This is a genomic window from Streptomyces sp. MB09-02B (assembly GCF_033794485.1).
Classification (GTDB): Bacteria; Actinomycetota; Actinomycetes; order Streptomycetales; family Streptomycetaceae; genus Streptomyces.
This window is the reverse complement of record NZ_JARGEE010000483.1, coordinates 1-6,235: the sequence shown is the minus strand read 5'-3', so window position 1 is coordinate 6,235 and position 6,235 is coordinate 1. Positions and strand designations below refer to the sequence as shown.

Sequence of the window (6,235 nt, the reverse complement as noted above, 5' to 3'; positions counted from 1 at the left end):
GAACACGATCAACCGATCCGACTCCACCGTCAGCCGCAGCCGCGCCCCCGCCCCCAACTCCCCGGCCACCAACGACGTCCCGGTAGCCGGAGACGGCCACGCCTCCCGCACGAACCACACCAGCCGAGCCTCGTCCGCCCCCGGAAGGGGCAACGCACCACCCCGTTCCTGCCAGACGGACCGAATCCACCCACTCGCCCCGGTCCCCGTCCCCACGAGCACCCCTGACGAGGCCTGGGGCTCGACGACACCCCTGTCGCCGTCGAGCCCCAGCCGGTACCGGGCGGTCTGGTGCCCCGCCGCGCCGAGATAGATCTCGTTGAGCGCCACCAGCCGCTGTGTGTCGTCCGCGACGGCTTCGACCATGGTCAACTCGTCCACCGAGCAGTCGCTCCGGAGCGAGCTGGTCAGCAACTTCCCCGCGTGCGAGGGCCGGTGCCGCACCAGCACCCCCGGATTGCGCCGGGGGTCGGGGTTGATCCCCACCACCGGCTGCCCCGCGAGGTACTTCGCCGCATTGGCCACCAGCCCGTCCTGCCCGACCACGACCACCACGTCCTCGGGGGCGAACAGGAACCGGTCCAAGTCGCCTCGCTCGACCCGGGCCTGACGCCACGTCAGCGGCACCGAGGAGGTGACCTCGGCCAGCGCCCCGCGTTCCCGCCGGTGCCGCTCGGCCACGTCCTCGATGTCCCGCCCCCGGGACCGCAGGAAGAAGGCGGCCTGCCCGTGTGTACCGTGCCGGGCCACCAACTCCTCGTACTCGGTGGTGCGATGGACCAGCACCACCCGCGGCGCGAGACTCACGTGGCGTCCCCGCCGCTCCCCGATCCGCCGCTGACGGACCCGCCGCCGAGCCTGGACAGCAGCCCGGTCAGCACATCCGGCGACACCGTCACGCTCTCGATCCGCGGCAGGTTCTCCGCGAGCCGCGTTCCGGTCAGCGCGTGCAGCGTCGCCGCGTCCACCTCGGCGTGCACCCGCAGCCACGCCGCCTGCGCCTCGGCCCGCGCCGCGCCCACGTCTCGCGCGGCCCGCGCCTCCGCCCCGGCCAGCTTGACCTGCCGCGCCGCCTCGGCCTCCGCGAGCTTCACACTCCGCGCCGCCTCGGCGTCGGCCAGTCGCACGCTCCGCGCCGCCTCCGCCTCCGCGAGCTTCACCGTCCGTTCGGCCTCCGCCTCCGTCAGCCGTACCGTCCGCGCCGCCTCCGCGCCCGCCTTCACCGCGTCCGCCGCGGCCTTCTCCTCCGCCTCGCGCCGCGCGTTGGTGCCCCGCTGGTCGACCAACTGCTCCTCACGCCGGGCGAGTTCGATCTGGCTGGCCAGCTCGTTCTCGGCGATGGCCCGCTCCCGCTCGACGGCCACGGCCCGGCGCTCGTACGTCGCCCGGTCGGCCTCCTGCTGGATCTGCTCCCGCGCCGGTGTGCGCAGCGCCCGCTCCACCTCGGGCTCGGGCCGCAGAGCCACCACGCGGACGGCCACGATCTCGATCCCGGTGGCCGGCAGCCGGGGCTCGGCCGCCAGCCCGCTCGCCACCCGCTCCCGGACCGCCGCGACCCCGTCGACGAGGGCCGACGCCAGCGTCGTACGGGCCAGGACGTCCAGCGCGTGCTGTTGGGCCGTCTCCGTCAGCAGGGTCGACAACTGCTCCAGGGGAGCGCCCCGCCAGACCCCCGTGTCCGGGTCGATGGAGAAGTCGAGCCGGGCGGCGGCGGTCGCCGGGTCGCTCACCCGGTACGTCACCGTCGCCTGCACCGCCACGTCCTGGAAGTCGGACGTACGGGCGTGGAAGGTCATCGCCAGCTCCCGGTCGTCCACCGGGATCTCGGAGAGCGCGGCGCTCAGCGACCGGTACCAGAAGCTCAGCCCCGGGCCGTCGTGCGCGAGCCGCCCGGAGCGGTGGTGGCGGATGTGCGCGGTGGGCGCCCCGCGCAGATGCCGCCAGCCCAGCCGTCTGGTGATGTCGGCCATGGATGATCCCCCTCCTACGGTTAATGTCACTTAGACGATAACGGTGAGGCGCACTTATCGTCAAGGGGACGCAATGGAAGCGGCGGAAGGATTCCGATTCGGCCGAGCGGCGGGTGAACACGCGCCCGAATGGTCAGGATGAGGGCATGGGATTCCATGTCGACTCCGAGGCCGGGCGCCTGCGCCGCGTCATTCTGCACCGGCCGGATCTTGAGCTCAAAAGGCTCACCCCCAGCAACAAGACCGCGCTGCTCTTCGACGACGTGCTGTGGGTGCGCCGGGCGCGCGCCGAGCACGACGGATTCGCCGACGTGCTGCGCGACCGAGGCGTCGCCGTCCACCTCTTCGGCGACCTCCTCACCGATGTCATGCGGATTCCCGAGGCCCGGCAACTCGTCCTCGACCGCGTCTTCGACGAGAAGGAGTACGGCCCGCTCGCCACGGACCACCTCAGGGCCGCCTTCGAATCCCTGCCCGTGGCCGAGCTGGTCGAGGCGCTGATCGGCGGCATGACCAAGCGCGAGTTCCTCGACGCGCACATGGAGCCGGCCTCCGTCCGCTTCCACGTCATGGAGCTTGACGACTTCCTCCTCGACCCGCTGCCCAACCACCTCTTCACCCGGGACACCTCCGCCTGGATCTACGACGGGGTCTCCATCAACGCCATGCGCTGGCCGGCCCGTCAGCGCGAGACCGTCCACTTCGAGGCGATCTACCGGCACCACCCGCTCTTCCGCGCCGAGACGTTCCACGTCTGGTCGGAAGGTCAGGCCGACTACCCGTCCACCATCGAGGGCGGCGACGTCCTCGTCATCGGCAACGGGGCCGTCCTCATCGGCATGAGCGAGCGCACCACCCCGCAGGCCGTCGAGATGCTCGCGCACAAGCTCTTCGCCGCCGGCTCCGCGCGGACCATCGTGGCCCTCGACATGCCCAAGCGCCGGGCCTTCATGCATCTCGACACCGTCATGACCATGGTCGACGGCGACACGTTCACCCAGTACGGCGGACTCGGCATGCTCCGCTCGTACACCATCGAGCCCGGCGTCGGCGAGAAGGAGCTCAAGGTCACCGACCACCCGCCGGAGCACATGCACCGCGCGATCGCCGCCGCGCTCGGCCTCGACGCCATCAGGGTGCTCACCGCCACGCAGGACGTCCACGCCGCCGAACGCGAGCAGTGGGACGACGGCTGCAACGTCCTCGCCGTCGAGCCCGGCGTCGTCGTCGCCTACGAGCGCAACGCCACCACCAACACGCATCTGCGCAAGCAGGGCATCGAGGTGATCGAGATCCCGGGCAGCGAGCTGGGGCGGGGGAGGGGCGGGCCGCGCTGCATGAGCTGCCCGGTGGAGAGATCGGCGGTGTAGGGATCCGGGGCGGCGTAAAGGCGGCGAAAAGGCGGCGCCGTATAGAAATGTGGAACATCGTATAGACTTCCAGTCTTCCTCTCGCTGACCCTGTCCCGTCGATCCAGGAGCGCCCCATGGCGACCGTTCCCCACGCCCTCGCCGGGCGCCACTTCCTCAAGGAGCTGGACTTCACCGCGGCGGAGTTCCGCGGGCTGATCGAGCTGGCCGTGGAGCTGAAGGCGGCCAAGAAGGCCGGGACGGAGACCCGGCACCTGCGGGGCAGGAACATCGCGCTCGTCTTCGAGAAGACCTCGACGCGCACGCGCTGCGCGTTCGAGGTCGCCGCGGCCGACCAGGGCGCCCGGACGGTGTACCTGGACCCCTCCGGCTCCCAGATGGGCCACAAGGAGTCCGTCAAGGACACCGCGCGGGTGCTCGGCCGGATGTTCGACGCGATCGAGTACCGGGGCGACAGCCAGGCGAACGTCGAGGAGCTGGCCGCGTACGCCGGGGTGCCGGTCTACAACGGGCTCACCGACGACTGGCACCCCACCCAGATGCTGGCCGACGTGATGACCATGACCGAGCACAGCGACAAGCCGCTGGACGAGATGGTCCTCGCCTACCTCGGCGACGCCCGCTTCAACATGGGCAACTCCTACCTGGTCACCGGGGCCCTGCTCGGCATGGACGTCCGGATCGTCGCCCCGCAGGCCTACTGGCCGGCCGAGGAGATCGTCACCCACGCCCGCAAGCTCGCCGAGATCAGCGGCGCGCGGATCACCCTCACCGAGCACATCCACGACGGGGTCGAGGGCGCCGACTTCGTCGCCACCGACGTCTGGGTCTCCATGGGCGAGCCCAAGGAGGTCTGGGACGAGCGCATCGGCGCGCTCTCCCCGTACGCCGTGACCATGGACGTGCTGCGGGCCACCGGCAACGCGGACGTCAAGTTCCTGCACTGTCTGCCGGCCTTCCACGACCTCGGCACCAAGGTGGGGCGCGAGATCCACGAGCTGCACGGACTGGACTCGCTGGAGGTCACGGACGAGGTGTTCGAGTCGGCGCACTCCGTCGTCTTCGACGAGGCGGAGAACCGGCTGCACACGATCAAGGCGGTCCTGGTGGCGACGCTGGCCTGAGGCCGCTGCCGGGCGACGCCGGGCCGACGGCCACGCGCTGACGGCTGACGGCTACGCGTGGCGGCGCTGCGGCGGCACCGTCGGCAGCCGGAACCAGACCGCCTTGCCGGAGTCCGTGGGGCGGTGGCCGCAGGCGGAGCTGAGGGCCCGGATCAGCAGCAGACCGCGGCCGTGCTCCTGCCAGGGGTCGGGGTCGAGGCGCCCCGGGCTGGTGAGGTCGCCCGGGGGAGCGGGGTCGGGGTCGTGGACCTCCACCTTGCAGCCGCTCGGCACCAGCTCGACGACCAGCTCTATGGGGCCCTCCCCGGCGGCGTGCTCGATCGCGTTCGCGACCAGTTCCGCCGTGAGCAGCTCCGCCGTGTCACGGTCCGCCCCGTGCTCCAGCTCGGTCAGTGCCGTCCGTACCAGCGCGCGGGCCACGGGCACGGCCGCGGCGGTGTGCGGCAGCGCGATGCGCCAGGAGGCGGGGGCGGAGGATTCGTGCAAGGCGGCTGATCCGTTCATGGAGCAGGTCATGGCTCGTCCTGCTTTCAACGTGACGAATGGTACGGCGCGGACCGGCGAAGGCGCTCGGCGGGCGCCGCGAGGGACCGTCGGCCCCGTTGACGGCGGTCTACCCGTGCCAACGCCCCGCCGCGCCCGACCGAGCCCGCCGTTACCGGCTTGTCGAACGTCCGTGACCGAGTCACGGAGGCCCGCCCGCCGCCTGCCTCGGTCGGTCCGCTCGCCGCGTCCCTCGGTCCCGGTGGCGCCCTCGATCGGCCTATAGCGCACTCGTGACGACAGTCAGATAACGGTGATAACTTCATGGGGTGGGGAAGGAGCCGCGACACCGCGGCAGCTCCCGAGGAGGCCGCCCGTATGAGTCCCTTCACCGGCTCCGCCGCCCGCACCTCCGACTGGCGGCACCTGCGGTGCGAGATCACCGACGGCGTCGCCACCGTCACCCTCGCCCGCCCGGAGAAGCTGAACGCCCTCACCTTCGGCGCCTACGCCGACCTGCGCGACCTGCTCGCCGAACTCTCCCGGGAGAGATCCGTAAGGGCCCTGGTGCTGGCCGGCGGCGGCCGCGGTTTCTGCTCCGGCGGGGACGTCGACGAGATCATCGGCGCCACCCTCGCCATGGACACCGCCCAGCTGCTCGACTTCAACCGGATGACCGGGCAGGTCGTACGGGCCGTCCGGGAATGCCCCTTCCCTGTGATCGCCGCCGTGCACGGCGTGGCGGCGGGCGCCGGCGCGGTCCTCGCCCTGGCCGCCGACTTCCGGGTGGCCGACCCCACCGCCCGCTTCTCCTTCCTCTTCACCCGCGTGGGCCTCTCCGGCGGTGACATGGGCGCGGCCTACCTCCTGCCCCGCGTCGTCGGCCTCGGCCACGCCACCCGCCTCCTCATGCTCGGCGAACCCGTCCGCGCCGCCGAGGCCGAGCGCATCGGCCTCATCAGCCAGCTCACCGACGAGGGCAGCGCCGACGACGCCGCGCGGACTTTGGCCCGCCGCCTGGCCGAGGGCCCGGCCCTGGCCCACGCCCAGACGAAGGCCCTGCTGACGGCCGAGCTGGACATGCCCCTGTCGGCCGCCGTGGAACTCGACGCGTCGACCCAGGCCCTCCTGATGACCGGCGAGGACTACCGCGAATTCCACGCGGCGTTCACAGAGAAACGCCCCCCGAAGTGGCAGGGCCACTGATGTCGACCTCGGGGGCAGCCGGGCCAGGGGCGCGGGGAACTGCGCGACCAGCCCCCACGAACCCGCAGCCGCAAATAAGCCC

The 6,235-nt window shown here is 71.9% G+C and carries 6 protein-coding genes; 3 read left to right on the top strand and 3 right to left on the bottom strand.

Translation table 11 applies throughout. The features are described 5' to 3' along the window. Together P1P70_RS38500 and P1P70_RS38495 are read right to left on the bottom strand one after the other, a co-directional pair. A partial coding sequence (locus P1P70_RS38500) for a hypothetical protein (RefSeq protein ID WP_319246070.1) occupies positions 1–807 on the bottom strand: 807 nt, incomplete at its 3' end. Continuing rightward, the gene (locus tag P1P70_RS38495; RefSeq protein ID WP_319246069.1) at positions 804–1,970 is read right to left on the bottom strand and encodes an SPFH domain-containing protein; all 1,167 of its coding nucleotides are present in this window, start codon (positions 1,968–1,970) and stop codon (positions 804–806) included. The genes P1P70_RS38495 and P1P70_RS38500, both read right to left, overlap by 4 nt. A gap of 146 nt (positions 1,971–2,116) precedes the next feature. On the opposite strand from P1P70_RS38495, the gene P1P70_RS38490 reads away from it, so the two are divergent. Together P1P70_RS38490 and argF are read left to right on the top strand one after the other, a co-directional pair. Then, entirely contained in the window at positions 2,117–3,340 is a 1,224-nt protein-coding gene (locus tag P1P70_RS38490) for an arginine deiminase (RefSeq protein WP_319246067.1), read from the top strand. A 116-nt stretch (positions 3,341–3,456) separates the two neighbouring features. Further along, a complete protein-coding gene (argF, locus tag P1P70_RS38485; RefSeq protein ID WP_319246065.1) occupies positions 3,457–4,464 on the top strand; it encodes an ornithine carbamoyltransferase in 1,008 nt (335 codons plus the stop codon). Between the two features lie 51 nt (positions 4,465–4,515). On the opposite strand, the gene P1P70_RS38480 is transcribed toward argF, so the two are convergent. Then, positions 4,516–4,968 carry an ATP-binding protein gene (locus P1P70_RS38480; RefSeq protein WP_413471644.1) on the bottom strand — a complete coding sequence of 151 codons (453 nt, stop codon included), beginning with the start codon at positions 4,966–4,968 and terminating at the stop codon, positions 4,516–4,518. Between the two features lie 357 nt (positions 4,969–5,325). On the opposite strand from P1P70_RS38480, the gene P1P70_RS38475 reads away from it, so the two are divergent. Next, positions 5,326–6,153 (top strand): enoyl-CoA hydratase family protein, encoded by an 828-nt coding sequence (locus P1P70_RS38475; RefSeq protein WP_319246062.1) that lies wholly within the window; start codon positions 5,326–5,328, stop codon positions 6,151–6,153. Positions 6,154–6,235: the final 82 nt, after the last annotated feature.

What these genes read in the sequence shown, in the direction of transcription:
- P1P70_RS38490 (WP_319246067.1), top strand. Translation starts at nt 2,117, where the DNA reads ATGGGATTCCATGTCGACTCCGAGGCCGGGCGCCTGCGCCGCGTCATT.
- argF (WP_319246065.1), top strand. Translation starts at nt 3,457, where the DNA reads ATGGCGACCGTTCCCCACGCCCTCGCCGGGCGCCACTTCCTCAAGGAG.
- P1P70_RS38475 (WP_319246062.1), top strand. Translation starts at nt 5,326, where the DNA reads ATGAGTCCCTTCACCGGCTCCGCCGCCCGCACCTCCGACTGGCGGCAC.
- P1P70_RS38495 (WP_319246069.1), bottom strand. Translation starts at nt 1,970, where the DNA reads ATGGCCGACATCACCAGACGGCTGGGCTGGCGGCATCTGCGCGGGGCG.
- P1P70_RS38480 (WP_413471644.1), bottom strand. Translation starts at nt 4,968, where the DNA reads ATGAACGGATCAGCCGCCTTGCACGAATCCTCCGCCCCCGCCTCCTGG.